The following is a 26,891-nucleotide window of genomic DNA, read 5'->3' as shown; positions in this document are numbered from 1 at the left end:
CAATCATCGCATAGTTAATGTATTAAAGAGTATGGATGCGCAGGCGATGCCTTAGTCTTAACCTTACATTAACCCTTACTTCGTTATGCTAACCATATCAGCTTGAGTTTGTCGCTATTTGCACATGAATAGCACACGCTCTTGAACATCCATTTGCAATGACATTGGGTAATGAAAATGATGAAGCAAGCAATTTCGCTGACGGGTGAACCGCCAAGATTTCGTAGGATAAAACAGACGATTAGACACGGAAGGTTGGCTGCAGGCTATGCTGTGTTATTGGTGCTCCCTTTTCTCGCCACACAATTTTTAGATATGGACAATAAAGGGCTCTACCTGAGTGCGTTAAGCCTATTTAATGCACTTGCCATGATGGCATTTTTCATTCAATTCCCTTTAGCCAGTCGAGTTAAGGCACTGCCTCTTTTTGCCAATATTGATTGGAGCATGGCGAAACACAAAAGTGTTGGACAATGGCTTGGGGTATTTTTTCTTCTGCATCCTGTGTTTATTCTCGCCCCGCGCTTTATTCAGTCTTTTGATGATGGTTTGACGAGTTTAGTCGAAGTGCTCACCGCACCGACTATGCTAACGGGCCTCATTGCTTGGGTGACGATGATTATTTGGACGTTGATGGCGGTGTTTAAAAACACAATTAAAATGCGTTATGAGACGTGGCGCCTGACACACATGTTGGGATTTGTAGCGGTTGCTATTTTAGCCACAATACACGTAACCAGCGTGGGCAGTCATGGGCAATTTGAATCGCAATTTAATGCGATTTGGTGGGCGCTTTGTACCGCTTCGGTCACCCTTGTGATTTATAACCACACAGTCAAGAAAGTGGTCATTAAGTCACAACCTTTTACTCTGGTTGATGTGACTAAGGTCAGTAGTCGTGATTGGCAGATAACACTGGAAAAAAAGGACCAAGGTCGTTTTGAGTTTGAGGCGGGTCAATTTGTGTGGATGAATAGCAGTCAGTCTGTATTTAACCTAAATGACCATCCTTTTTCTATCGCCTCGTGCGCCGATGATCTCCCTCAGTTCTCAATGGTGATTCGTGAGCTAGGCGATTACACCGCGAGTTTGCATACGCTTGTAATCGGCCAAGATGTCTATATTGACGGCCCTTACGGCAGTATGAATTTGGATGACAGTAAAAAAGCGGATGGCATCATTTTGATTGCGGGTGGGGCGGGAATTGGGCCCATGTTAAGCCTGTTACGCGAATTGGCATGTGCCAAAGACACACGCCCAGTGCGTCTTATTTACGGTAATAGTGATTTTGAACAGATGGTTTTACAAGACGAAATTGCAGACCTCCAAAGGACGATGACAGATTTCTCTCAACAATTGGTTTGTGTTCACCCAACCAATAAGGCGCAGGTTTCTGATGGTGTGATTGACCAAGAATGTATCAGTAAAGTACTAAAAAGTGCTCAGGCCGATAATTGGAATGTCTATTTGTGTGGCCCTGAGGGCATGCTTGAAGCAGTGAAAACCAGCCTGAATGACCTTGAGGTTTCGCCCGCTGATATTCATTACGAGAAGCTTTCATTTTAAACACAGATTTAGAGGTAACATTATGCCAATTCATCAGATTTCAGGTTGTATAGGTTGCAAAACCTGTGTTGAGAGCTGTCCAACTGACGTTATTCAGTTTGATGCAAAAACTAAAAAAGCCGTCATCGCGTACCCAGAAGATTGTCAGATTTGTCATCTATGCCGTTTGTACTGTCCGGTTGGTGCGATCACGATCACGCCTGAAAAGAGCTTACCCGTTATGGTTTCTTGGAGGTAATCACGATGAGTAATAAAACCGATTTATCCAGACGTCAATTTATTGGTGTCGCTGGGGGCGTGATTGGTGCTTCCATGCTTGCCTCCTCTGTCTTTGCCGGTACACCGGTTGAGAACATGCCCAAGATCGATGCAGAAACCTTTACTCAAGAATCACATGATACCGATGTGTTGGTTATTGGTGGCGGTATGGCAGGGCTTTTTGCCGCGGTGAAGGCCCATGATGCCGGCGCTAGCGTAATGATGGTGTCAAAGGGGCGCCTAGGCAGCTCGGGCTTGACGCCTTTTGCAAAGGGGATTTTTTCCTATGATAAAGCCAATGCGTCGGTGAGCATTGATGAATTTGTTGCTAAGGTTTCTGAATCTTCACTGGGGACGAGTAATCCGGTGTTTACACGTCAGGTAGCAGAGCACTCGTATGCTCGAGTCCAAGAGCTAAAATCTTGGGGGTTCTTTGATTCACCGCTGTGCAATAAATCCTTTATGCGGCCAATGGAATCGCGCAATATTCCATTGCAAGAACGAATCATGATTACCCACCTTATGAAAGAAGATGGGCGCGTGGTTGGCGCAGCAGGTTTTAGTATGGATGAGAATAAGGTCATATTTTACAACGCGAAAACCGTGGTGCTTTGTACCGGTTCTGGCGGCTTTAAACCCAATGGATTCCCGATGTGCGACCTAACTCATGATGGCACGATTATGGCCTATGACATCGGCGCGGTCGTGACGGGTAAGGAGTGGAATGATGGCCATCCAGGTTCAGCAGAAAATTCGGGTTCATGTTACGACAATTGGCATGGTCAGGTAGAAGAAAAACCGGGTTTGACCGGGGTTCAGGTCAATCACCATTTAGGGGTAGACATGAACTATCAGGCATACACCCAAGGTGCGCCGATTAAAATGGGGCCTCCTGGGCCTGGAAATGGAGCGGGTGACGACGCATCATCAGTGACAACAACCTTTCCTAAAGGACCGTTTACGCCAGAGGCATTTAGGCAAACAGACATGCCTCCTCGCCCTCCAGAAGAGAGTGGCTTGTTGTCGTTATTTGCTAAAAAACGCCACGAAGGCCCTCCCGGTATGGGCGGAGAACAAGTGGGTGGCTCAACGGCAGGCATGGCGATTCATAAAGCCGAAGGTCTTGTACCAATCGATGAAACAGGCTTAAGCACCATCCCAGGCTTGTATGCCGCGGGAGATGCTCTGGGATCATATATGTCAGGTGGTATTTATACCCAGATTGGAGGGTCGTTGGCCGGTTCTGCGGTGCAGGGCGCGTTTGCCGGTGAAGCGGCCGCGAAGGCGAGCTTTGATGTTGTTTCGTATCAGGCACCAAAGGCCCGTCAGGCACAGATTAAACAAGAGATCCTAGCGCCGCTTAAGCGAAAAAGTGGTTATAGTCCTGCTTGGGTTACACAGGTTTTACAAGGGGTTATGATTCCCAATTTTGTCTTGTATGTGAAGAAAGCACGAATGATGCAAGGGGCGTTGGCCTATGTCGAAGAGCTTAAGGAACATCATGCAGAGATGTTGATGGCACAAGACAAGCATCAACTACGACTCGCTCATGAAACGAAAAATATGATCATTACCGCAGAGATGAAGCTCAAGGCTTCGATGATGAGAACCGAGAGCCGCTGTAGCCATTATCGATTGGATTATCCTGATATTGATAATGAAAACTGGCAGGCGTGGCTGAACATCCGTAAAGGCGACAAAGGTGAAATGGTATTTGAAAAGCAACCGTTCGATAAGTGGCCGGCCTTGTCTTAAGAGCATTTATTGAATCACCGCATTGCCTTTATAGTAAGCCGGCTGATAATCAGTCGGCTTACTGGTTTGTATAAACTGAGTGTATTAACATTACCTTGAACTCAGCCTTGAGTGCTTGGCACTATGAGATTTTTGGTGGATACGTTTTATTGATACATGACCTCAAGTAAAGGCAGGTAGGCTGCTCCAAATGCAGGTGACCCTCGCTCAGCTTCCGCCGTTAAGACCGGCGTTGCAAAGGCGATCTTTTCCTTTCTTGTGCCATTTTTAAGGGCGATATTGTCAACGATCGTCTCGACTAGCTTTAGGTTTAACCCCCCGCCAATGACTATCTTAGACGGATCATTGATGGCGATAATCATCTCAATTAAACGGCTTAACGAGACGGCAGATGCCTGACACCAGTCGCTGACAACCCTAGAGGAAATCAAGTCTGGCGCGAGTTCATCGTAGCCATTCCAATGTATCTTCTGTTCAGATAGCAGTACTTGCAGCTTTCGAGTAGAAGGACGTTGGGCTTTATCAACCAGCAGTGTTATCTCTCCCGCTTGCAAGTGGCTACCTAATTCAGGAGTCCCTTCTTTAATGGCTACACTGCCGATCATTATGCTCCTCAGGCGTGTCATGTGAATATGCCGTGGCCTAAAACGGGGGAAAGGAGGGGGGATAAACGTTAACGGATGCAGCAAGCCTCGAAAAAAGCCACGCAATGGGAAGCGATTTGGGGTTGTGGAGCACGAGAATTTTTCGGGGGAGTCTTAGTGAATAAGGACGATAAAAGGTAGGCACTCACCAAGTGTGGGTGAGTGCCTAATAAGCCTAGCTAGGCAGATTGTTACTGATTGCAGAAAATGTTTGATTCAGCTCGGTCGGAGATTCGAATGACATCAATGGCACCAGTGAACTGTGTGGCATCGGTGTATCCGCCTTTCATCTCGTAGGCAGTGAGCTTGAGTGGTGAGTCACTCAGTATCGGTGATCCTGAGGTACGGGTAAACTCGCCAACCTGTTCACAATGGTTTATCAAAGAAACCGTTTCGCCATTCGAGACGATTTGGATTTCTTGAAATACTTCGCTGTCGATTGAGGTGAACAACTTTTTTTGGTGTTTATCAAACGTCGCCAATAGTACACCGTCGAGCACCTCAAGGTGCAACGCAAGTCCGTTCTCATTCCATAGCGATAGAATAGAGCCTTGTTCGCCAGTTGCTCGAACGTGGATCGTAAAGATGTCAGATATCGGTCGGCTTTCGAAGTCGCTAAAGGTGTCCGTTTGCAAGCGAGGTTGAGGGGTCTGAACGCCGTTATCGTCTTCAAAGGCTGCGAGGTATATGGCATCACCTAAGCGCCCAGAGGTAGCGGTTTCGGCTTTACTGACCTCATTGAGTGTGAGCATGCGATCGCCCTCATCAATCGCATAGAGTTTGTTGTTATGGTTGCTATAGTCAAGATAGCAGTGCTCGGCAAGCTCACAATCTGTATCGGATATCATGGTCCAGAAACCACGTACCTCTTTATCAACGGGAATCAGGTTATCGTTGTAGTGAGTCTCGTTACAGCCAATCAGCACCGCTGTGGAGGCAAGTAGCACAGGAAATAGAGTTTTACTCATCGTTGTTCTCCTTAAAACCCACGTGATGCACGAGGTGTTAAAATGGTACGGTCAATTAGCTGTCCACTTAGGTTTCTGGTGTGAACTTCAAGTGATTCACCTTGGATATGCAGCGTGGTATAGGTGTGTACATTGTCGTCATAGAGGACATCGGCAAATGGTACGATGCCGCCAAAATCAGCATCATAGAACTTCATTGAAGCAGACCCAGCAATGAGGTAAGTAGCACCCGATTCATTAGGTTGTCCGTGCGCCATCGGTAGGCTGCGTGAGTACATGTGATCATGACCTGCGATAACCAAATCAATGCCGGCTTTGTCTACCAGTCTCGGTAGGTAGCGTTTCGGCCATTCATTTCCAGAGTCCTTGTTTCCTTCATAAGGCGGACGGTGCATGAGGAGCAGCTTCCACTTTTGTTCTGACTGAGCCATATCTTCTTCAATCCAGTCAACCATGGTTACCCATTCATCAATAGTAAAGAACTCTGTCGTAATGACACCAATGCGAGCGTTGCCATAATCAAAGCTATAAACGGCTTGCTTGTTTGGTGCATCAAAGGGGCCATTTGCTGGTGATTTAAAGATAGACTCGTACTTATGACGCCCCTCATTGTAGACTTCATGGTTACCCATAGAAGGCGCAAACATCACTGAACTCATGCGCCCTTCACCCTCCAGTGCCTCAAAGAATTGACGTACGAGTTGATAGTCACTCATGTCCTCGGTCATGTCTCCAACATGAAGGATTAGGTCGGGGTTGGGTAGTTGCGCTTGCATTTTGGCAAAGATCTCAGAAACCAGTTGTGAACCATGGTTTTCGTGGTAGTCGTTGGTTGTCTGGGTATCACCAAATAGATGAATGCGAACTTCCTCGTCTTGACGGTCAGTGGTGAATGAGAACACATCACTCCACGCATCATCGTTACCGACTTGGTAGTGATATTCAGTATCGGCTTGCAAACCAGTTAATGTGGCATGATGGACTCGAACTACGCCCGATTCTGGACCATAAAAGAATGGTAGGATTTCAGATTCTAATTCCACACCGCTTTGGTTGAGGTTGTTGTTTTGACCGAATCGTGCGTACGTCTGTTCAGTCTCTGAATCAGTGAACCAAGTGACCTTTACCTCACTCTGATCCTTGCCTGGCATAAAGAAGGCGTAGCGAGGTATCGCAGTAAGTCGCTCTTTCAGTGCCATAAGTTTTGACATTAACGAAGCACCTTCGCTATCAAATGCACGCAACGTAAACTCAATACTGCTGTCGCTATCATCAAATGGAGGGTAACGAACGAGACCAAATTGATCAGTAGTACCAATAAATTCAACATCGGTGACCAAATCATTGGCTACGTCATAATAAACCCTTTCGACGTCAACTCCTGGGGCAGACACTCCGTTAGCATCAGTGATGAAGATTCGTGCATCTTGATGTGAAATGGTGTGCTCAGTGACGACAATGTACTTGCCGGCGATATCCTTCTTCAATACTGGATAATAAAATGGTTTGCCGTCTAGCTCACCACTAATAACAAGTGATGCTGCGCTGTTTTGAACATAGCCATCAACCGTTAACTCAATCTGGGCTAGGGTGTGAACATTTTCAGAAAAACCGTTAAATGTTCCTTGCCAATATCCATTTTCCTCGATGACATTTTCAAACTCTAGATCTTCAGCAAGAACCTTGAGTGAGGTTTTGGTTGCGTCGTAATTGAGTGATAATGTAAATGTTGAAAAGGTCTCCGCTTTTGTTGCTTGAATAGGCAGATTAAACGTCCCACCCGCGTAAATAGTATCGTGTTCACCACCGATATAGATACGAGCGTCATCCGTAATAACATTGAATAGGCTATCACCAGCAGAGGCGTTACCTAACTTATCAAAAACGCGATAGTCGAGACGGTGCCAGCCGTCATCAAGGTCATGGAGTTTAACCCAGAAGGCGTCGTCACCATTGTTTTCGATCTCTCCGCTTGAGATGATCTCACCATTAAGCTCCAACTCAATACGATCAAAATCGACGCCTGATTCATCAAATACCTGCAGACGAACGGTCACATCTTTACTATTTACGGTATCGCGGTCGGAAGGTGTAAGGGTAACCGACGGACCGGCGAGGTCGGTGTTGACATCATAAATCGCGGTAAAATTATCAAGAACCACGCTAGTGTCGATACGCTCAGCGGTTTGCAATACAAGGAATCGGAAGGGCTGATCAAAGGTCAAAGGCAGCTCGTGGCCTTCTGGAATATCAGCGGTCATGAAGTTCCACCCACGGCTTGGAAGAGCTTCACCTTCATTGTTGTAATTAATGCCTACTGCATTGCCATCACCGTCACGTAACTGACCTCGAACCCACCATACCTTGCCGGCTAATTCTTCTGGAATATAAACATTGACGCCAAGTTGACGAGGATAGCCTGGAAGTTCGGTGACCTTGTCGGTATCGACGACATAGGCGCCAAATGTACCTGGTTGATTTGGGTCCGCTTCCCACGATAATTCTAGAGAATATTCACCATCAAAAACGGGTGTATCTACTTGAGAAATATCGACATTGAGATCACGAGCTCCTATCGCGGATAAATGAGAGATTGAACCTTCAAAGTCTTCAATGATGACTGGTGGTAAGCCAATGTTGATGTCGATAGTCGATTCAAACACTTGATCGTTGTTTGTATAGCTGACGGTGACAGTAACCTCACCGCCCTGAATATCTGCTGCGTAAAAGATACCGGTGTCGGAGTCGATTCGACCGCTATGATTGTTGTCCAGCGTATAGTTCAACGCATGGGGTTCGTAGGTGACAATCTGCCCTGACGCCATTAATACTGGTAAAATCGTAGTTGATTCGCCTCTGCCTAGTGTAATTTGATCACTACCAAAGTACATCTCATCGATGTCGGTGACGACATTGATTTTAGCAACGCCCTTAAGATGATCCGCGTCTTGAGGGTTTTCACCTAGGTTAGCAATAATAAAACCTTCTGCCGCATTGGCGCTGGCTCTAAACGCACCTGAATCGACATCGATTAAGCCGATTGAGCGGTCGTTGATACCAAACTCCACATGCTCACCTGATTCGTGTAACGAATCGCCGTCGTAACCCAGTGCCTTAAACCTACGGTATGTTGAGTTTGCTAAGATGGTCATCTCTTTTGGAAAAATAGCGATGGCATCATCATAAGATGCGCGCTCTGGATTGAGTCGTAGTCCCCACTTTGAAGCGACCACACGTTCAGAACCATCGGACGGAACATTGATGACATGATTATACTTTTCTCCAGGCATGCGCATGGTCATGGTTGTTGAACCTCCACCATCGAGGTTAACGGCATCAACCGCCCCATAAGCTTGCATAATCTGAGCGAGTTTTCTTAGTGTTATGCCATCAGAAAAGGTGCCAATAGGTTTGTCTGCGACTAAAAAAAATCCGGAGCCGTTGGCGCGAATACCAAATGCAGTTCGACCACTAACCGCAGACTCGTCATTATCGGTATGCAATTGCCCATCTTTCACTAACATGACGTTTCTAAAGCCAGCACCAAGTGCGTGCTTTACCTCACTCCAGCGAGGGTCATCGGTCTGGAAGGTCGTGGAGAGTCGGTCACCGTTGACTAAATCGATATCGGGAGAAGTGACAAGAATATGCCCCGCAGGCACGATATAGTTTGTGTCGTCTTCGATGACTTGTACAACATCACCCTCGAAAGGCGCGAACTGGGCAATGGCAGAACCATCGTCTTCATTCGCAACAACGCTGACACCATTGATTTGTGGTTTCACAAGTGCACCGGTACGGCCAGTTAAGTCCACAGTACCTCGGTAGCGGTCACCAGGGTAAACGTTGAGGTTACCGCCTTCTTGAGAAAAAGAGTGTGTGGTATAGTTTTCTTTGTCGAAGTAATACACATTGGCAACACTGCCTTGGTACTGGTCGTTAATGCCCCACGTGAGCTCAAAGTTTGGGGTATGTTCCCAGATAGCTAAGGAGTCATCTTGGTTGACGATGATGACGGCTTCTTGTGAAACCCCCCAACCAGTAAAGTTCTCACCATCGATTGTCACTGCACCTAGATTCCAACCATTGACCATGTTGTATGGGTCTGCGTTGATTGCCCCGATAACATTATGCCCTTGGTCGATAAGGTGATTGACCGAATCAGTGGTGGTTTCCATACTGAACTGCCCTGTAGAACGTTCAATAGGAATCAAATCAATACCCGCGCCGCTGGTGAAATCCATCGTCATAATATCGGAATCACGAGTGTGGTTTAGCGTACCGCGTGTCAACATTAGATCTTGGTTTACTGGATATTCATGGTAATGGTTGATTTCGGTAGGCACTTGCTCATTCGGATGCCCTGTTACATCCATGACCTTAGGGGGAATAGCGGGTTTAATTCGATCAACGAGGTCGCTTGGCGGATCAATAATATTGGCGACAAAATTCTCTCCGCCTGGGTTTCCATCAATGTAGTCACGGTCTTCTGATTCTGAATTACATCCAACAACCAAAGCAGCCACAATACTTACTGACAGTAAATTCCGAACCTGAGGAATGTACTCTTTCAATAACATGCGTTTATATCTCCTATAAAAAATCGTGACGACAGTAAGTGAGCGAGATGAATGTTGCATGTATGGTTTATTACACAAAAAAGTCTAAACATTAAAATAATATTACATTGGGAATTGTTTTTGATTTAAGTTTATGAGTAGGCTGAATAAAATGACGTAATCATCAAAATTATAAAAATAACTAAGAAGCGATTTGTTACAGTTTTCATTCATCGTTCATATAATATTATATTGTTCAGTTTGTAATTATTTAATTCCCATATCTCAATATATCGTATGGATTTTGGTTATTTAATTTGATATAACCCTAACTGAATGTTTTTGACAAAGTTGTTTAATTTCTTGGGTTTCTATGTCTGTGATTAATATGTCTATATTGGCTAGCTTTTCACAAAATACCGATGCGTGTCTGCCTAGTTTTGTATGGTCGGCTAGGATCACTTTCTGCTTGGCGTTTGATAGCATCACTCGAGATAACTCAGCTTCTTCATAATTGAACTCTAGTAGATCGCCATTTTTGTCAATGGCACCCACACCACAAAAGGCAATATCAGCCCTGAAACTATTGAGGAAGTTGGCAGTAGCATAGCCCGTCACGTCTCTTTGACGGTTACGCACGCGACCGCCGGACAACCATACTTCAGAGTTGCTGTTTTCCAGGGCTGTCGCAACATCTAAATTATTGGTGATGACCTTAATCGGAGATTTGATACTGATTAAAGAAGCAAGGTTTGCGGTGGTTGAACCGTAACCAAGAAAGACAGTTTGACCCGGTAAGATATGCCTAGCTGCAATTTTGGCAATAAGAGCTTTTCCTTGACTGTTATTGCTAATTCTTTGGTTGTAATGAGTATTATCCATACTAGCAGGCAGTGTTACACCGCCATGTACACGACGTGCTTGCCCTTGATCACACAGCTCATTGATGTCTCGACATATTGTTTGTGGCGTAACAGAAAACAATTTTGCGAGTGCGTTGGTTGTAATTGTGCCATTTTTATCTAATAGAGTGAGGATCTCTGGTTTTCTACAATTTGTCATGCTGATTCCTATATTAAAGTTTTCATATGAAAATAATCTGAATATATTTCTTAACAGTTAATTAATGAGGTTAAATAAGGCTGCATTTGTAATTATCTGTAAAAACCAAGAGTTTTCTAATGAAAAATATGAGGGTTTTTCTCACAGAATGTTCATTAAGGTGAAAGAGGATATTAATTCATCGCCTATAGGATAATAACTATCTAATAAGGAGATGCTAAATGTCTAACAATAAACTATGGGTGACGTCTTTTGTCGCTTTGACGCTAGTAGGATGCAGTGATGATAAAGATGACAACACCGTTGTCGAGTCAAATGTCATTGTGTATGAGAATTTTGAAGGTATTGAAGAGGGTAGCCTGCCTGAAGGGTGGGATATCATTACCAATATTGGTGATGCTTATATCGAAGATGGCTCCTTGTATATTGATGGACGAGCAGATAACTACACCGCGACTGCGATTGAACTTCCACAAGTGGTAGCTAGCCATGCTAACTATAAAGTTGAAGTGAACTTTACCATAGCTGAGGCGAACAATAGCTCTCGTTGGGGGGGAATTAAATATCGTATCGCCGGTGACCAGCCATACTACCAGATGGCAATTAGACAAGGGGCGACAAGCGGTAATGGAACTGAGCTCTCTTCTCGATACAATGACGAATGGGATGTCATGGATACGATGGCGTTTGATCAAGATATTGATTCAGAGCAGATCTATACAGCGACAATTACAACTTTTGGTAATCGAGTTCAACAGACATTAAATGGTCAGGTTTTGCACGACGCAGACATATTACCAATGCTTGGCAATGTCGGTTTGCAGGCGGCAGGCGCTGTGCTTAAAGTACAAGATATCAAGATCACTGAACAGCATGAACCGTTACCAAAGCTCGAGCAAATCTACACAGTCAACGAGCCAGAGACAAATATCGCGATGGCCCCATCTATTGTGACAACCAATGTGCAAGCCCTTGATGATCTGCAATCTCTTCCAGTATCGAATGCGTGGTTGCAGCTTGATGCTAACCTTGACCTTACTTCGGTGCATGGTATGTCGCTTGGTAGCTTAGCTGAACTACTAGAGATGGATCTTAATACTATCCCTGTTATTCGGATGTCCAATGACGTTGACCCATTGAAATTATCGGAACTATTGAACAAGACAAAGTCGTTGGATGTGACTGTGGTATCGGATAATGTCGATGCTTTGCAGGTTTTACGTCAGGCGTCACCAAATGTACGAAGTGCCTTTGAGTTCTTACCGCAAAGTGATGATCAGTCGATCTCTAATTGGCATGACGTGGTGAGTGATACCACTCGTTCGAAGTCACGCATTGTAGTTGTGCCACAAAACTGGGCAACAAAAGAAAATATGCGTTACTTGCAGCGTCGCTTGCTAACGGTGTGGGTGGTAGCTGATGAAGCAGAATCGACTGCTGACCTAATGACATTGGGTGCCCATGGACTTGTTGTTGATGATACCGATACAATTAATCAGGCATTGACGGCCTTTCCTGAAAACTCTCTGATAAGAAAGCCATTGTTTATTGGCCATCGAGGCGTGCCTTCGCTGTTGCCAGAAAATACGTTAGAGAGCGCGGTAAAAGCGTTGGAATTAGGCGTCGATGGTAATGAGTATGATGTTTACTTATCGGCAGATAATCATGTTGTGGTGATCCATGATGCGACGGTTGACAGAACGACCGATGGCACGGGGCTTATCGAAGAGATGAGCTTAGCTGAGATTAAACAATTGAATATACTCAATATCGATGGCGCTGTTTCTGATATGAAAGTCCCAACACTAGATGAGTTTTTCGAGACTTTCAAAGGTGAGGAGATGACTCATTTCTTAGAAATAAAGAGTGGTAACCCACTCATCGTGGACGAAATTTCACGAGTAACAGAGCGATATGATGTGGCAGACCAGCTGATTGTGATTGCGTTTAGTGAAGAGCAGGCTAAGCGAATGGGAGATGTGATGCCGGAGATCCCAGTTGGTTTGTTAACTGGGCATTCTGAAGGTAGAGATGAGAACGCAACGTTGCTGTCTATGCTTAAAAAAGTGCAGCCTATCTCCACCACCTATAACCCATCTTACGCTGCGTTAGCAAATAGCACGGTAGAAGCAGCCAAGCATCGAGGTGTAACGGTTTGGCCATGGACTTACCGTAACGAGCAAGATCAGCAGCGTGACTATGCCGCTGGCATTCACGGCTTGACGACCGATTATATCCAATGGAGCAGCGATTTCGTAACGGATATTGAAGTGGAAACGCATGACTTAACCGTTGACGTTGACGCGGTTGTGGCGGTTGATGCGACAATCAAAACTCAAATAGGAGAATTGAGTACATGGGATGCGAATCACTTTGTGGTGATTGAGAGCTCGGCAGACTACCAACTTGATGACAACGGTAAACTGATATTTACAACAAGTGGGGAAGCACAAATACTTGCGCGGTATTTCCATGAGTTTGATGCAGTTAAAGAGAGTAACGAAGACCAACACAATGTTGATGGCTACCATATATTTTCTGCGCCAATTACGGTGACAATTAATTAGAGTGAGCAAGACCTGTCGCCTTGTGGGAAGCACCCACAAGGCGACGTTATTACGACTCGTCTACCCTTTTAGCTACTCAAGCTGATTAGGCTTTACGAATTTTAGCCGGTAGAGACTGCCTAGCCGCGGCACCCACCACCCAATCCAGCATTACCCCTTTGCCTTGTCGCGTCGGATCGATCAGGCCAATGTCATTGATATTTACGCCATCGCCTCTCATTGCTTTAACCGGTTGCTGTTGATCGCCAATCCAGTGCGCGCGCTCTCCGAGTTCACTGTGACCGAAGCCATGTTCAAACCCGAGTGTGCCTGGTCGAATGCCATCCACTACCATAGCTAAAGCTTCAGTACTGGCGTCAGGTGTTTCTACAACAAAGCGGTCACCCGTTTGTATACCGGCCTTTTGTGCATCTGACGGATGGATGTAAACCGGGTTCACCCCTTTAATCGAATTCAAACGAGGTGATAAATTCGATACCGCGCTATGAATGTTAGACTTAAAGTTGGTGAGGCTGAACGGCCACTCACTGCTAGGATATTGCTCTTCAAGTGGCGTACCGTCGCTCAGTTTTTGCGGGTGCCATGTCGGACATCCACTGTAAAATTCACCCGTCATGGTGTTTCTGGAGGTGCCGAGTTTTTCATTCCAGATGGCCAGTGGTTTCGTCCACTTATGCTTCATCAGCTCACCTTGATAGGTTTGCGATGCATCCTCAAAACGACCGCCACGAGCAAAGATAAACGCCACACGCTTGAGCTCATCGGGCGTAAGGGTTTTCTGCATGGCAGGCATGAGTCTTTCTAGTCCTGACCAAACAATATCTTCGGCAGATACTTCCGGAACGCCACCTTTTACAAATGCGAGGTTGGCGGCAGAGCGAAGATAAAAATCTTCCGCAGTATGGATGCCATGCCATTGTCCGTTAGCATCAGGAATCGCCTTGTCACCAAAACCGCCTAACTTCATTTTTTTAGCGACATCAATGAGAAAATCTTCTAGGCAAATCGCTCGGCCATCTGCGGTTTTCTCTGTGCGTGGTTCAACGACAGGCCAGCGAGCTGTGACGGTTTTTACCGGCACATCGTGCCAAGGCGTGGCCATCCCCCAGCTTTCATAGGTCACGGTGTCAGGCACAATATAATCAGACAGTGCGGTGGTTTCATTGATGAATGCGTCGATCGAGATGATCAGCCCCAATTCTTTAGGATCCTTGAGTTTGTCTTCCAGCAGGGTTTTCAAGCCAGGCACACCATAAATCGGATTAGCCATGTGGTTGATCCATGCTTTCGCTCGATACGGATAGCCATCAATAGCGGCAGACAAATGCTCGGTTAACAATGGCGCTGATATAGGGTACCAAGGCGCACGAGTAGGGTAGGGCGACTGACCCGCCGCCACGCGTCGTTTGTATTCGCTGCTTTTTTGGTAAGGAAACTTGCTGCGTGAAAGGAACACACCTTTAGGTGCGGTTTTGCCCGCGAACTGGGTGAAATCATAACGCGGGCCTTTACCGGATGTTGGGTAGCCACCCGCTTTCGCCATGGCACCGCCCTTACGATTAATGTTCCCAACCAAGGCATTGAGCATGACAATTGTGAAGGCATTGTAGAAACCATTGGTGTGCATATTGCCACCGTGGGTATCAACCACAGCCTTAGTACCGTAGCTGGTGAATCGCTTAGCGAGAGCGCTGATCTCGGTTTCAGCAATGCCACATTGTTGGCTGTAGAACGTGAGGTCGTGTTTAAAGGCTTCCTCTTTCAATCTTTGTAGCGATGATTTGACCCGTACCACTTCACCTGCCAGCTCAATATCGCGATCGACAAAGAGCGTTGCTTCGTTGGCTTGCGTATTGATGCCTAGCGTGTTGCTTTGCGCATCGACAATCACGTAGGGATCCGTATCGGATTGCGCCTCTCCATCAAAAGGCAGATTCATATCAGAGGCGCGTAAAAAACTGCCTTGGCGAGGGTGGTTAGGGTCACTAATCACCAGGTGAGTGGCATTACACCAATGCGCCGTACCGGCCTTCTTCATTGCACTTACGCCGGGCTGGGCTAGGAATGTCGCGTTATAGCGTTCGTTGTCAATAATCCAGCGAATCATCCCCAGCACAAGCGCAGAGTCACTGGCGGGTTTGATGGGAATCCAGTTATTGTTATCGCCCGCCGCTAAGCTGGATGAGCCTGCCGGTAAGCTTGGCGTGATGATGGTGTATTCAAGTTTGCCTTCTGTGCGTGCTTTTGCAAGCTGACGGGCTTGGCGCTTAAACGGGTTACCCGCTTGTGCCGGTGACATGCCAATAAATATCACATACTCAGCGTTGTCGAAGTCAGGTTTTAGATGAGCAAATTTGTCGAGATCGTTCATGAACGCGCCACTGCCAGCTCGGAATGCATAGCCGCAGTATGAACCATGGTGTCCAAAGTTCCGTGTACCAAAACTATTGAAAGCAAAGCGTTTTAGTATGTCATCACGTCCCTCATTACCTGCATTGGTCATCAGTAATTGGTTGGCTTTGGGGCCATATTCAGGGTTAAGAGAGTCAACGGGTGTCTCTAAATCACGAATCGCGGCTAAGCCATCTACGTGTCCCTCGCCAAATAAATCACCACCTTCAACGACTTCGTCAATGAGTTGCTCGTAACTGATGGGTTGCCATTTCCCTTCGCCGCGTTTCCCCACTCGTTTAAGCGGTTGCGTGATTCGATAAGGGCTATTGCGGATTTCCATCATGCCATTACCTCGGGCACACGCCGTTGAGCGTCCCTCTAACCCTGACTCTCCAGCCAAGCCTAGATAGGCATCTTTTACTGGCGTTTCAAACGGTATATGGTTTTGATGTGAAAGCGGGTGATAAGGGTTACCACTGATGCGTAATATCTCGTCATTTCGGTTATCAATACGAACACGAAGGCCACATAGTGTCCAACATCCAAAACACATCGACGGTGCAACCCGCTGGTTTGGGTTGGGGATCAGGTTACCATTTGAATTTACGCTGTATTCAGGCTCAAGTGAATTACCGTGGTGGATATCTCGAGTTTTCTGCCCTGCAGTCCCCTCAATTACCCCTTCAACCATGTGTTTAGTCGTAGTCGCATAACCTGCCGCAAATGCGCCTAGACCACCCACCGCAATACCTGATTTCAAAAATTGACGACGTTTATTATCCATTGTGAAACCCTCTTAAATTAGTGGTGGGTAAGCGTAGTGCTGACCGATGTGTCTTCCGTTGAGTCGACAAGCTCAGAAGCGAGCATTGCTAACGCAACCCAAAGCCCAAACATGCCAACAATGCCTAATAGTCCGCTGCTTCCGGTCGGAAGAATATAGGGGTATGGGCCAACATCAAATTTGCCGATAGTTTGTACATCCATCATGGTGACCCAACGAGTGACCCAACACGTCGCCAAGGTGATCAGTGCCAAAATTACTAATCCCAGCGGTTGGTATTGGTCCTTGAGAATGAGGCGTGAAGCGAGTACGCAAACAAGCAAAGAAAGACTGACTATGGCCAAATTCACCACCCAACTATGATTTTCAAATAGCGAAAATGAGGCGTTGTTTGACGCCCAAATAGGGACGAGAATGAACGCCAGTATTGCGCTGATCGTTGTTGAGCGTTTAAGCAAATGAATATCTGTCGCAGAGAGTGCGTGACGGTGTTCTCTGCCAGTGAATAACAACCAAAGAATTAATGAAAAACCAATCGCACCAAGAAAAGCGGTGGTAAACCAAAGTAATGGCGAAGCTGGTTGATGCCAAAGTGAACGAGCTTGAACCACGGCGATCTCAGCCCCCGTGTAGAGTGCGATAGATAAGCCAGAAACCACGGTCAATACGGCGACACTGAGCATGAGACGTCGAGAGGTTGGCCAATGACCAAGCGATAGCACCGCGAAACGTCTCAAAATAGCATTATCGTTATGTTTCAATCGCATCAGGTCGTTACGTAGGTACAGCCATGCTGTCCCAACTGCGAGTCCGGAAAAAACAGGCAGAAAAATTGAACCGAGTGACATCCACGACCAAGGGGTTAAGTGGGTATAAAAATGCCATGCTCGGCCAGGTTGGTGTAAGTCGCCGGTTAATGCTAGTGGGCCGACAATCGCGCCAATCGCTAATGTCAGTACGAGAGCGGCACGCAGGCGATGGGTGGTTTGACCGTGAAAAACTAGGGCGATCAAAAAGAGAATCGCGGCAGCATAAGCCGAACCGATGTAGAAAAAGTATTGTACTGCCCACGGAAGCCAAGCAGACGCTTGAGCGGGGACTAGGATTTCGGTGATGTTCATACCTTTTCTCCTTTATTGTGGCTGCTGTCTTGTGGGTCATAAATAGCAGGCTGACCTTGCACGTGGCTTGTGAAACGCTCATTCATGCCGATATAAAACACATGAGGCTTGGTGTTTTCTTCCGGTTTGAGGACCTTAATATCGTCTTGATGTTCGGTAAGTAAGCGGCGAATTTCACTGGACGGGTCATTGATGTCACCGATCACACGAGCGCCACCGACACAGGTTTCGACGCAAGCAGGAAGCAAGCCTTGCTCAAGGCGATGGGCACAAAAGGTGCATTTATCGGCGGTGAGTGTCTCTTCATTGATGAAGCGAGCGTCATAAGGGCAAGCTTGGACGCAATAGGCACAGGCGACACAGCGGCTATTGTCTACCATGACGATGCCATCTTCGCGCTGGAATGTGGCTTGAACGGGGCAAACGGCCACACATGGCGGGTTCTCGCAATGGTTACACAGCCTAGGTAGCATGAACGATTTGACTTCTTTAGAGCTTTTGGAGCCGTCGTCTAGCGTGACTTCATACTGCTTAACCGTGGTACGAAACTGGCCGATAGGGGCTTGGTTTTCGATACTGCACCCGACCGTGCATGCCTGACAGCCGACACATTTTCTAAGGTCGACGACCATCGCGTAGCGTTTACCTACCTGTCCCTTTCGGTCTGGTTCATTGTTATTGCGAATCACGGTGCCCGCCGTAGCGGTGTTAATCCCTGCGACCGGGATGAGCGCAGCGCCTGCGGTGACGGCGCTGAGAAAGCGTCGTTTAGAAGAGTCCATAACTTACCTGCTAAGATTAATGGGGGCTTGTTTCTATTGTGATAAAAGTGGATCTTGCGTGATATTGTGGATTTCCACATACTCGAATCAAACTTGATCCAAAACAAATACGGTTCGCTAGAGGAGGCTGTTATTCTGTTGTCGAATTTTTTATTTCAGAGTGGCTTTAGCATGATAAATCGGCAGGGCTTTGTGTGTGTTTTTATCGCGGTGATAATGGCCGGGTGGTTTGGTCAGGCTAACGCGATGCAAGCTTCCAGCCGCGACGGTGCCGCCGACGTTCAATTCACTCATCCTCAAAGAGAGAAGCCCGAAGTCATGGTGAGTGTGCTCGCGATTCGTGGCCATCTTTATGCCACCCAACGTTGGCAGCCGACGATTGATTGGCTGAATCAGAAGATTCCAGAAGCCCATTTTGTTTTCAAGCCATTGGATCTCGATGGCATGACGAAAGCGGTGCAAGAGCAGAGCATCGATTTTGTGTTGACCAACCCAGGTCAAGCCGTTCGGCTAGGTCGTCAGTACGAGTTATCATGGATAGCGACAGTGACCAACCGAGCGCCCAATAAAACGAACGACGGTATTGGTTCTGCATTGGTTGTACGCGCGGATTCATCTTATGAGACGTTACAAGATGTACAAGGCTTGCCATTGGCCGCGGTATCTGACAAGGCATTTGGAGGGTACCTTACACTGCGCTACGAACTGGTTCAGCAAGGCATAAACCCCAATGACTTTTTTGCCGATGTGCGCTATTTGGGCTTTCCCATTGATGCCAACCTCTATCAGCTTCGTGATAGAAATGTTGAGGCAGCCGTTGTTCCTGCCTGCCTTCTTGAAACGATGGTTAAAGAAGGGTTACTCGATGCTGGAAAGTTTCGAGTGGTTAACGCTCAACCCATCGAGCATTTTAATTGTCAGGTGTCGACACCGCTTTATCCCAATTGGTCGATGGCCAAAACCGAGCGTGGTTCGGCGGTGTTGGCTAAAAAAATAGCGCAAGTGCTATTGGATATGCCTTCCGATGCCCCTGCCGCGGTATCCGCTGGTGTATCTGGCTGGACCCCACCGGTGAGCTTATTGTCTATCGACAAGCTTTATCAAGCATTAGATCTTCACCCCTTACAACAACCTTGGTGGAAAGAAGCATTTCGTTGGTTGCGGTTTCATCAAGAATGGGCGTGGGCGTTATTCATTTTTATTATCGTTCTTAATGGCTATCATTTTTGGCTAGAGTATCGATTCAGTAAAAGTAAAAAAGCGCTGGAGCTCACCGTTCATCGGTTGAAAGAAAAAAGTGAGATGCTGGAACATTCACAACGGGTTGCCATTGTTGGTGAGATGGGTAGCAGCGTCGCACATGAGATTAATCAACCGCTTGCTGCTATTCGTAATTACAGTGAGGGAGGGTTATTACGAGTAGCGAAACAGCGGCCAGTGGAAGACATTGGACCAATATTTGAAAAAATACAGGGGCAGGTGGAGAGAATTGATGCGATTGTTAGTCGCCTGCGCACGTTAATTAAAAAACGCAGCGTCGACAAACAAGATTGCGATGTACAGGACATCATCGAAGACACGATTGAGTTGCTGAACTTTCGTGTACAAAAGTCGAGCGTTAACCTTCATCATACTTATGAAGGGGTACCCAAAAATATTGTGGCGGATATGGTAGGGCTACAACAGGTGCTGGTGAATGTCATTAGTAATGCACTTGATGCGTGCGTGTCTTATCAAGAACAAGGCGGTGATCACTTTCATGCCAAGATTGATGTGCATACTGAGTATACGCTCCGTGGGGTGAGTATTCGTATCTGTGACAATGGAACCGGTTTGATTCATGATGATCCGACGAGCGCCTTTGTTAGCACGAAAGAAGGCGGGTTGGGGCTCGGATTGGCCATTTGCAGTGACGTGATTGAGATGCATAACGGTGAGTTTTCCATTTCTTCATTGCAACCGCATGGCTGCGTCGTTGAGATGTTTTTCCCTTATGAACAGCCAACAAAATAGTGAAAGGAATATCAATGACAGAAATCGATATGTTACTCCCTGTTTACGTCGTCGATGACGATGAGTCAGTGTGTGATTCGTTAGAGTTTATGTTGGAAGAATATGGTTTTAGGGTGGCGACATTTAGCGATGGACAACAATTTCTGGACTCGGTCGATATTACAGAACCTGGCTGCGTGGTATTAGATAGTCGAATGCCGAGACTACGAGGGCAGCAAGTTCATCAATACCTAAATGATGCGAAAAGTCCTTTAGCGGTGATTTTTCTTACTGGCCATGGTGATGTACCAATGGCGGTCGATGCGCTGCAAGCTGGCGCGGTGAATTTTTTCCAAAAACCAGTCAAAGGAAGCGAGTTGGCGCAAGCCATTCGAGATGGTTTGCTTCATTCTTCGTGTGCAATGGAGTCACAATCAGCACGCGCGGCATTCGATACCTTGACGGCCAGAGAGCGAGACATTCTGCGCTTGATCATTGAGGGCAAACGCAATCAACGTATTGCTGACGAACTATGCATTGCCATGCGTACAGTTGAAGTCCATCGCTCAAGTTTGTTGAAAAAACTGTCGGCCAAGACGGTTGCTGAGCTTTCTTATATTTATGGTAAGTATCAACAGTAGAAGATCGCCGTGGTTTATGACATGGTCATTGGCAGGCTTTAGTTAAGTTGTTTATTGAGTGTCTCTAACCAATGCTGGTGGTATGCATTCACTTGTTTTGACACAAAGCGTTTGGTCAGCCAGGTCATGCCACCACGTTGTGTTGATTCGGTGAGCACTCGACATCCTTTGGAGCAAGGGCTGAGAAGCCATGCATGATACATGTCGACATCCCCTGTTTTTCCGCGCCATGCAATTCGTTCGAATGGGGTGTATTCAACCACCGTACAATTGAACTGCTTAGTTTTTGTTATCCAGTTGAAGACGGTTCCTTTTTGCAGCTCTTGGCTATTTCCTCTAATGATTTGGATCGCTGTACGTCGATGAGGCCAGTGTGGCCAACAGGGCGCACGAACAATGCACTGCCATATTTTCCCGCATTCTGCTGGGATAATAATGTCATTTTGGACATGGATTTGTGAATTCTTAGGGTGAAAGTAGTCTGGCCACTGGATACGATGAACGTCACTCATTAGTCTTCTCTAGAATAATTAAACCTTCCTAAATATAGTCCGTTATTTTAATTTTAGTGACCTAGGATTGAAAGGTGACGGTGACGTGTTTACCTCCCGCGATTTCAGAGCTCGTGTATTGCCATTGATGTTGGGTAATCAAACGCTCGGTTAGCTCTAAACCCAGACCAAAACCTAGGCTATCACCTAATGATTCATTATTGTTACTTTGATTGGTGATAGAGAACGTAAGCCCTGATTGAATAATACTCACATGCCCGCTGACGGTATGTTGAAAGGCGTTCCGAATAAGGTTTGAAATGACAATCCGACAAACGCTTTCAGGCAGTTTTGTTATGAATTCATCGGTTTTTATCTCGATGTTAATCGCTTTTTCTTGGGTCAAATACGTTAAGTCAGTGACCAGTTGAGTCGTCAGTGAGCCCAACTGAACGTCTTGGGTGTCTAGTGCTTTTCCGTCTCGTCGATTAAGCCAAAGTAGCGTCTCGGTCAGGTCGGTCATGGTAAAGCTTGCTCGCAAAATTCGAGCGACAACGTCGAGTTGCTTTTCTGGGGGTTTATTGTTCTCGATGAGCTTTTTTAATAGTTCACCGTTCGTTCTTGTTACGGCGATTGGCGTACGTAACTCATGGCTGGCATAACCCAAAAACTGTCGTTCCCTATCCAAGCTATTTTGTACCGAGCTAAGACTATCCCGTATCAACGTCGCGAGCGTGTTGAGTTCACTGTAGTGAAAATCAGGAATGGGTTTTTTAAGTTGTTTATCATCGAGCTGTTTAGCCCAATCTTTTAGTTTTTCGACGGGAGTCGTGACTCTTCTCATGACAAATAACAAGATGAGTGTGAAGGCAAACGTGCCCCCTAAGGCCGTAAAAGCGATGATGGCGACATGAGGAAGATCAGAGATCTCATTAGATAGCGGCCCATCATGAGAAATAATGACGGACACATAATACGGCGTACCATCTTTCATTATTTTCATCAAAAAAAAGCCTGTCTTGGGAGGCATTAACAACGTGGCATCTTGCATGTTTTTATAGAGTTCGTTGAGCTCAATATCATCGGCTTGGTAAGTTGAGGTGAATATAGGTGGCAAATCTTGCCAGTGCTGAACAAAATTATATTGCAAGGTTCGACGATGAGGCTGCGTCGGATTTTCTGGTGATTCAACATAAACCAGTTCGTTATCCGTGGTCTGTTGTTGAGAATAGGCGAGCATTCCGTGGCGCATTGCCATGTCCATGCCGGTAATGAAATACCCATTACTTAGGGCAGATAGCGTCCAAATTAAACCTACCCCGCTGATGAGCATAGAAAGCAAGACATAGACGCGAAGGCTTGGTTTAATTTTCATAAGTGTTCGCTATCCTTTACGGCAAAACCGCTGCCAGCGATGGTATGAATAAGTTTGTTGTTGTAGTCACCGTCAACCTGCTTTCTCAGATTGAAAATGTGAACCTTTAGGCTATTGCTATCGGGCTGGTCGTCTCCCCATACCGTCTGCATGATCTTTTCTCTTGAAACAGGATTTGGGCTTTCTCGCATTAGCAACTCAAGTATCTTTAGTGCCGTTGGCGACAGCTTTAATGATGTCTCATTTCGAAAGCTTTGTTTGAGTCTAAGATCTAACACGAGATTCGATACCGACAAGCGAGATATTTGACCGCTGCGGCGCTTTGCCAATACTTGGCATCGAACAATCAACTCCTCCATGGCAAAGGGTTTTATGAGGTAGTCGTCGGCGCCTTTAGAGAACCCTATTAATTTGTCGTCGAGCGTATCGCGAGCGGTGAGCATGAGTACTGGCACGTCAATGCCTTGACCTCTTATATGCTCGCAGACTTGTAGCCCATTCATTTTAGGCAAATTTAAATCAAGAATAATGACATCGTAAGCGTTGGTTTTAATTAGCTCTAGTCCTGCGACACCATTGGCTGCATGGTCACATGAAATGTCTTCTAAATCGAGATAGTCAATGACCGCAGAGGCGAGGTCAAGGTCGTCTTCGACCAACAAAAAACAAAGATTGTCGGACTTCATTGTTGCTCCTTGAAGAGGTTGAGCGCCTTGCAGTAAGGCGCGATGGTATAGGACTTGTTCATCGGTACTGGAGCCGTGAGGCTAATTCATTACGCTGTATCTGTATCTGTATCTGCTTCAGATCTGCTCGTAGAGGCAGTGTTCACCGTATCTTTGTTGCCACCAAACATCTTAACAATTAAAACAAAAAATAGGGGCGCAAAGTAAACCACCAGGATAGTGGCGGCTATCATGCCTCCCATGACGGATGTGCCGAGTGCATTACGTGCATTTGCCCCTGCACCTGTGCTGATCACCAACGGCAAGACACCAAGAACAAATGCTAATGAGGTCATGATGATTGGGCGAAGACGCATCTCACATGCTTTGACGGTAGCGTCGACCAAGCTCATGCCTTTTTCATACAATTCCTTCGCAAACTCAACAATTAAGATAGCATTTTTTGCCGACAGTCCGATGGTGGTTAATAACCCAACTTGGAAATAAACATCATTTTCCATCCCGCGAAGCGTAGTCGCCGCAAGCGCGCCTAGTATCCCAAGTGGCACGACAAGAATAATGGCGACGGGAAGACTCCAACTCTCGTACAATGCCGCTAAACATAAAAACACCATTAATAGTGATACGGCATACAGGATGGGAGCTTGCCCACCAGATTCTAGTTCTTGGTAAGACATTCCCGTCCAGCTTACCTGAATGTCGTTTGAAAGCTCTGCTGCGAGGCGATTGACCTCGTCCATTGCATCGCCAGTGCTGTAGCCAACGCCTGCCTCGCCAATTATCTCTACGGCTGAGTTGCCGTTATAGCGCATCAGTTGTGGTGAGCCTTTTCCCCAATGAGATGAACTGAATGCCGACAACGGCACCATCTCATTGTTGTTGTTTCGCACATACCACAGTTCTAGATCTTCTGGCGTCATACGGTATTCCGCGTCAGCTTGTAAGTAGACTTTTTTCGAACGACCTCTATCAATGAAATCGTTGACATAGGCTGACCCCCACGCGATGGAGAGCGTTTCATTGATATCGTTGATTTCGAGACCAAGCACTTTGGCTTTTTCGTAGTCGATATCCAGAAAGAACTGAGCATTATCCTCTAAACCGTTCGGTCGCACTTTTTGCAAAACAGGGCTTTGTGCCATTTTCTCGAGCAGTTGGTTACGCAGATTGATAAGCTCGTCATGACCTAAATTCCCGACGTCTTCGAGATAGAAATCAAAGCCTGATGATGTGCCAAGTTCTCGAATTGCTGGGCTACTAAAAGCAAATATAGACGCTTTTTTGTAGGTAGAAAAATGCGCCATGGTGCGTGCAATAATGGCGTTAACATCGGTGCCTTCTGCTGTTCTTTCAGACCAATCTTTTAGCCCGATGAATCCCATCGCTGCGTTTTGTCCTTTACCTGAAAAGTTAAACCCTGATGTTGTAAAAACGGTATTGACCGTATCTGGTTCATGTTGCTGAAAATACGCTGTGACATCATTCATGACCTCTGTGGTTTCCCTTAACGTTGAACCATTAGGTAGTGATGCCATGACCATGAACTCACCTTGGTCTTCGTTAGGCAAGAATGAACTTGGTAACGAAGTGTAGATATACGCGCCACCGCCAAGCAGAACGATATAAATTAAAACAAAGCGTAATGGGCGGTTCAGTACGTGTTTTATTGAAGCACGATAACGAAATAATGACCGGTCAAAGAAACGGTTGAATGCATTAAAGAATGCTGAGTTTGAGGCATGCCCAGCTGGTTTTAGCAACGTAGCACACAACACTGGCGTTAGAATCAAAGCAACAAGGACAGACAGAACCATGGCAGAAACGATGGTGAGTGAGAACTGTTGATAAATCGCCCCGGTGGACCCTGACATAAATGCCATCGGAATAAAGACCACCGCCAGTACCATCGTGATACCAATGAGCGCGCCGGTAATTTGAGTCATGGACTTTTTAGTGGCTTCTAGTGGTGACAGCTTTTCCTCATGCATGATTCGTTCAACGTTCTCAACCACAACAATGGCATCATCCACCAAGAGTCCTATAGCCAACACCATGCCAAACATCGTTAGTGTGTTGATACTAAAACCCAGCACGGCCATAACGGAAAAGGTGCCCAACAATACAACGGGTACCGCAATGGTTGGAATCAAGGTGGCACGTAAGTTTTGCAAAAACAGTAACATAACAAAGAAAACAAGTACGACTGCTTCAAAAAGGGTTTTTACCACCTCAGTAATGGACAGACGAATAAAGGCGTTATTGTCGGTGGCTTTGGCCATCAATAAGCCATCTGGGAAGCTCTCTGACAGTTGCGCTAGCTTGGCATCGACCGCCGCTTGTGTGTCGAGTGAGTTCGCGCCAGATGCTAAGGTGACCGCAATCCCAGAAGAACCATAACCATTAAAGGCAGGGACCACACTGAAATCTTCGCTGCCAAGTTCGACTCGCGCCACATCCTTGAGGCGAATTTGAGAACCATTGTCTTCCACTTTGATGAGGATATTCTCAAACTCTTCCGTTGTTGTGAGCAGGCTCTGAGCGGTAATCGAGGCGTTGATAAGCTGAGAATCGGTGGCCGGTGTTCCCCCTAACTGTCCTACGGTGACTTGACTGTTTTGCTCTGAAACAGCTGCAGAGATATCCGAAGGGGTTAAGGTATAGCTGTTTAGTTTTGCAGGATCGAGCCAAATACGCATGGCATAAGATGGCCCGAATACGGTGATTTCACCCACACCATCTACTCTGCTCAAAATATCTTTGATACTTGAATTAGCATAGTCTTGAATATCGGCAGAACTCATGGTGCCGTCTGGTGAATACAGGTTGGTCACGGACATGAACCCAGAGCTGCTTTTTGTCACCGAGGTTCCTTGGTTTTGAACCGCCGTTGGCAGGCGATTAGTCGCTTGTTGCAGGTTATTTTGAACCTGAACCTGTGCGATGTCTGGGTCGGTATCAGCGCTGAACGTTAGGGTGATAGACGCATTGCCTGAAGAATCGCTAATGGACGACATGTACAAAAGGTTATCAAGTCCGGTCATGCTTTGCTCAATGACCTGAGTCACACTGTCTTCAATCGCTTTTGCTGAGGCGCCCGGGTACGAAGTACTGATCTTTATTGATGGAGGAGCAATCGTGGGGTATTGAGCAACCGGCAAACTTAAGATAGAAGCAATGCCTGAAAGCATGATGATAATGGCGATGACCCAAGCAAATATCGGTCTGTTAATAAAAAAGCGAGACATG

The 26,891-nt window shown here is 46.3% G+C and carries 17 protein-coding genes; 6 read left to right on the top strand and 11 right to left on the bottom strand.

Annotated elements, in window-relative coordinates; translation table 11 throughout:
• Positions 1-177: 177 nt before the first annotated feature.
• Genes AB4405_RS10185 through AB4405_RS10175 form a run of 3 tightly spaced genes read left to right on the top strand, consistent with a single transcriptional unit; the run spans position 178 to position 3,579 of the window.
• Complete coding sequence (locus AB4405_RS10185; protein ID WP_372060665.1) at positions 178-1,566, top strand: ferric reductase-like transmembrane domain-containing protein; 1,389 nt, start codon at positions 178-180, stop codon at positions 1,564-1,566.
• A 22-nt stretch (positions 1,567-1,588) separates the two neighbouring features.
• Complete coding sequence (locus AB4405_RS10180) at positions 1,589-1,804, top strand: ferredoxin family protein (protein ID WP_102471798.1); 216 nt, start codon at positions 1,589-1,591, stop codon at positions 1,802-1,804.
• Positions 1,805-1,809: 5 nt separating this feature from the next.
• Positions 1,810-3,579: an FAD-binding protein gene (locus AB4405_RS10175; protein WP_372060664.1), complete on the top strand. Its 1,770-nt coding sequence runs from the start codon at positions 1,810-1,812 to the stop codon at positions 3,577-3,579.
• A 146-nt stretch (positions 3,580-3,725) separates the two neighbouring features.
• Here the strand turns inward: AB4405_RS10175 and AB4405_RS10170 are convergent, their stop codons facing one another.
• The 4 genes from AB4405_RS10170 to AB4405_RS10155 form a co-directional block, all read right to left on the bottom strand.
• Positions 3,726-4,184 (bottom strand): ROK family protein, encoded by a 459-nt coding sequence (locus tag AB4405_RS10170; protein ID WP_102471796.1) that lies wholly within the window; start codon positions 4,182-4,184, stop codon positions 3,726-3,728.
• Between the two features lie 230 nt (positions 4,185-4,414).
• Positions 4,415-5,191, bottom strand: coding sequence for a hypothetical protein (locus AB4405_RS10165; protein ID WP_372060663.1), 777 nt, complete (start codon positions 5,189-5,191; stop codon positions 4,415-4,417).
• Positions 5,192-5,202: 11 nt separating this feature from the next.
• Positions 5,203-9,771, bottom strand: coding sequence for a phosphodiester glycosidase family protein (locus tag AB4405_RS10160; RefSeq protein WP_372060662.1), 4,569 nt, complete (start codon positions 9,769-9,771; stop codon positions 5,203-5,205).
• 291 nt (positions 9,772-10,062) lie between these two features.
• Positions 10,063-10,812, bottom strand: coding sequence for a DeoR/GlpR family DNA-binding transcription regulator (locus AB4405_RS10155; protein WP_372060661.1), 750 nt, complete (start codon positions 10,810-10,812; stop codon positions 10,063-10,065).
• 221 nt (positions 10,813-11,033) lie between these two features.
• On the opposite strand from AB4405_RS10155, the gene AB4405_RS10150 reads away from it, so the two are divergent.
• On the top strand, positions 11,034-13,379 hold the full coding sequence (locus tag AB4405_RS10150; RefSeq protein ID WP_372060660.1) for a glycerophosphodiester phosphodiesterase family protein: 2,346 nt from the start codon (positions 11,034-11,036) through the stop codon (positions 13,377-13,379).
• A gap of 85 nt (positions 13,380-13,464) precedes the next feature.
• Here AB4405_RS10150 and AB4405_RS10145 read toward each other — a convergent pair whose 3' ends face one another.
• Genes AB4405_RS10145 through dsrO form a run of 3 tightly spaced genes read right to left on the bottom strand, consistent with a single transcriptional unit; the run spans position 13,465 to position 18,460 of the window.
• Positions 13,465-16,557 carry a tetrathionate reductase subunit A gene (locus tag AB4405_RS10145; RefSeq protein ID WP_372060659.1) on the bottom strand — a complete coding sequence of 1,031 codons (3,093 nt, stop codon included), beginning with the start codon at positions 16,555-16,557 and terminating at the stop codon, positions 13,465-13,467.
• A 17-nt stretch (positions 16,558-16,574) separates the two neighbouring features.
• Positions 16,575-17,678, bottom strand: coding sequence for an NrfD/PsrC family molybdoenzyme membrane anchor subunit (nrfD, locus tag AB4405_RS10140; RefSeq protein ID WP_372060658.1), 1,104 nt, complete (start codon positions 17,676-17,678; stop codon positions 16,575-16,577).
• Positions 17,675-18,460 (bottom strand): sulfate reduction electron transfer complex DsrMKJOP subunit DsrO, encoded by a 786-nt coding sequence (gene dsrO / locus AB4405_RS10135; protein WP_372060657.1) that lies wholly within the window; start codon positions 18,458-18,460, stop codon positions 17,675-17,677. The genes nrfD and dsrO overlap by 4 nt, the downstream gene beginning before the upstream one ends.
• Positions 18,461-18,706: 246 nt before the next feature.
• Between dsrO and AB4405_RS10130 the strand changes: the two genes are divergently transcribed.
• Both AB4405_RS10130 and AB4405_RS10125 read left to right on the top strand, forming a co-directional pair.
• A complete protein-coding gene (locus AB4405_RS10130) occupies positions 18,707-20,473 on the top strand; it encodes a PhnD/SsuA/transferrin family substrate-binding protein (protein WP_372060703.1) in 1,767 nt (588 codons plus the stop codon).
• Between the two features lie 14 nt (positions 20,474-20,487).
• The gene (locus AB4405_RS10125; RefSeq protein WP_372060656.1) at positions 20,488-21,093 is read left to right on the top strand and encodes a response regulator transcription factor; all 606 of its coding nucleotides are present in this window, start codon (positions 20,488-20,490) and stop codon (positions 21,091-21,093) included.
• A gap of 38 nt (positions 21,094-21,131) precedes the next feature.
• Here AB4405_RS10125 and AB4405_RS10120 read toward each other — a convergent pair whose 3' ends face one another.
• The 4 genes from AB4405_RS10120 to AB4405_RS10105 form a co-directional block, all read right to left on the bottom strand.
• The gene (locus tag AB4405_RS10120) at positions 21,132-21,605 is read right to left on the bottom strand and encodes an SRPBCC domain-containing protein (RefSeq protein WP_372060655.1); all 474 of its coding nucleotides are present in this window, start codon (positions 21,603-21,605) and stop codon (positions 21,132-21,134) included.
• Between the two features lie 61 nt (positions 21,606-21,666).
• The gene (locus AB4405_RS10115; RefSeq protein WP_372060654.1) at positions 21,667-22,959 is read right to left on the bottom strand and encodes a sensor histidine kinase; all 1,293 of its coding nucleotides are present in this window, start codon (positions 22,957-22,959) and stop codon (positions 21,667-21,669) included.
• On the bottom strand, positions 22,956-23,645 hold the full coding sequence (locus AB4405_RS10110; protein WP_372060653.1) for a response regulator transcription factor: 690 nt from the start codon (positions 23,643-23,645) through the stop codon (positions 22,956-22,958). The genes AB4405_RS10115 and AB4405_RS10110 overlap by 4 nt, the downstream gene beginning before the upstream one ends.
• A gap of 89 nt (positions 23,646-23,734) precedes the next feature.
• A complete protein-coding gene (locus tag AB4405_RS10105) occupies positions 23,735-26,890 on the bottom strand; it encodes an efflux RND transporter permease subunit (RefSeq protein WP_372060652.1) in 3,156 nt (1,051 codons plus the stop codon).
• Between the last annotated feature and the right edge of the window lies 1 nt (position 26,891).

It is taken from the genome of Vibrio sp. 10N.261.51.F12 (genome assembly GCF_041471725.1).
In the GTDB taxonomy this organism is placed as follows: Bacteria; Pseudomonadota; Gammaproteobacteria; order Enterobacterales; family Vibrionaceae; genus Vibrio.
Note: the sequence above shows the minus strand (reverse complement) of the source record. Positions and strands in the feature narration are given on the sequence as shown.

Excerpts from the sequence above, each read along its gene's own strand:
- AB4405_RS10185 (WP_372060665.1), top strand. The coding sequence starts at position 178 with ATGATGAAGCAAGCAATTTCGCTGACGGGTGAACCGCCAAGATTTCGT.
- AB4405_RS10180 (WP_102471798.1), top strand. The coding sequence starts at position 1,589 with ATGCCAATTCATCAGATTTCAGGTTGTATAGGTTGCAAAACCTGTGTT.
- AB4405_RS10175 (WP_372060664.1), top strand. The coding sequence starts at position 1,810 with ATGAGTAATAAAACCGATTTATCCAGACGTCAATTTATTGGTGTCGCT.
- AB4405_RS10170 (WP_102471796.1), bottom strand. The coding sequence starts at position 4,184 with ATGATCGGCAGTGTAGCCATTAAAGAAGGGACTCCTGAATTAGGTAGC.
- AB4405_RS10165 (WP_372060663.1), bottom strand. The coding sequence starts at position 5,191 with ATGAGTAAAACTCTATTTCCTGTGCTACTTGCCTCCACAGCGGTGCTG.
- AB4405_RS10160 (WP_372060662.1), bottom strand. The coding sequence starts at position 9,771 with ATGTTATTGAAAGAGTACATTCCTCAGGTTCGGAATTTACTGTCAGTA.
- AB4405_RS10155 (WP_372060661.1), bottom strand. The coding sequence starts at position 10,812 with ATGACAAATTGTAGAAAACCAGAGATCCTCACTCTATTAGATAAAAAT.
- AB4405_RS10150 (WP_372060660.1), top strand. The coding sequence starts at position 11,034 with ATGTCTAACAATAAACTATGGGTGACGTCTTTTGTCGCTTTGACGCTA.
- AB4405_RS10145 (WP_372060659.1), bottom strand. The coding sequence starts at position 16,557 with ATGGATAATAAACGTCGTCAATTTTTGAAATCAGGTATTGCGGTGGGT.
- nrfD (WP_372060658.1), bottom strand. The coding sequence starts at position 17,678 with ATGAACATCACCGAAATCCTAGTCCCCGCTCAAGCGTCTGCTTGGCTT.
- dsrO (WP_372060657.1), bottom strand. The coding sequence starts at position 18,460 with ATGGACTCTTCTAAACGACGCTTTCTCAGCGCCGTCACCGCAGGCGCT.
- AB4405_RS10130 (WP_372060703.1), top strand. The coding sequence starts at position 18,707 with ATGCAAGCTTCCAGCCGCGACGGTGCCGCCGACGTTCAATTCACTCAT.
- AB4405_RS10125 (WP_372060656.1), top strand. The coding sequence starts at position 20,488 with ATGACAGAAATCGATATGTTACTCCCTGTTTACGTCGTCGATGACGAT.
- AB4405_RS10120 (WP_372060655.1), bottom strand. The coding sequence starts at position 21,605 with ATGAGTGACGTTCATCGTATCCAGTGGCCAGACTACTTTCACCCTAAG.
- AB4405_RS10115 (WP_372060654.1), bottom strand. The coding sequence starts at position 22,959 with ATGAAAATTAAACCAAGCCTTCGCGTCTATGTCTTGCTTTCTATGCTC.
- AB4405_RS10110 (WP_372060653.1), bottom strand. The coding sequence starts at position 23,645 with ATGAAGTCCGACAATCTTTGTTTTTTGTTGGTCGAAGACGACCTTGAC.
- AB4405_RS10105 (WP_372060652.1), bottom strand. The coding sequence starts at position 26,890 with ATGTCTCGCTTTTTTATTAACAGACCGATATTTGCTTGGGTCATCGCC.